The sequence below is a fragment of the Rhodobacter flavimaris genome (genome assembly GCF_021378075.1).
GTDB classification, from domain to species: domain Bacteria; phylum Pseudomonadota; class Alphaproteobacteria; order Rhodobacterales; family Rhodobacteraceae; genus Rhodobacter; species Rhodobacter flavimaris.
The window spans coordinates 1-294 of the sequence record NZ_JAJUOS010000065.1 but is presented as its reverse complement, the minus strand read 5'-3'; the positions used below and the strand labels follow the sequence as shown (position 1 = coordinate 294).

General features: G+C 67.0%; 1 protein-coding gene. It reads left to right on the top strand.

What is annotated here, in order from left to right; all coding sequences use genetic code 11:
* Positions 1-294: c-type cytochrome (locus tag LZA78_RS17645; RefSeq protein ID WP_233678179.1), on the top strand; the 294-nt coding region annotated here is incomplete at both ends.

Here is a 294-nt window from a genome sequence, read left to right as displayed (position 1 = left end):
GACGGCCTGTCGGAGGAGGAGCGCGAGGAGGCCATCTCCCGCGGTGGCCAGATCTTCCTGACCAACTGCACCGCCTGCCACAACTTCAACGGCGCCGGAGGAGCCATGCCCCGCGGCGGCTACGCGCCGACCCTGCACGGTGTCGAGCCCAAGTACATCTACGAGGCCATGATGACCGGGCCGCAGACGATGCCGACCTTCTGCATCGGCATCCTCTCCCCCGAGGAGAAGCGCGACGTCATTGCCTACCTCGGTAGTCTCGAGGAGACCCCTGAGTACGGCGGCTTCGGCCTC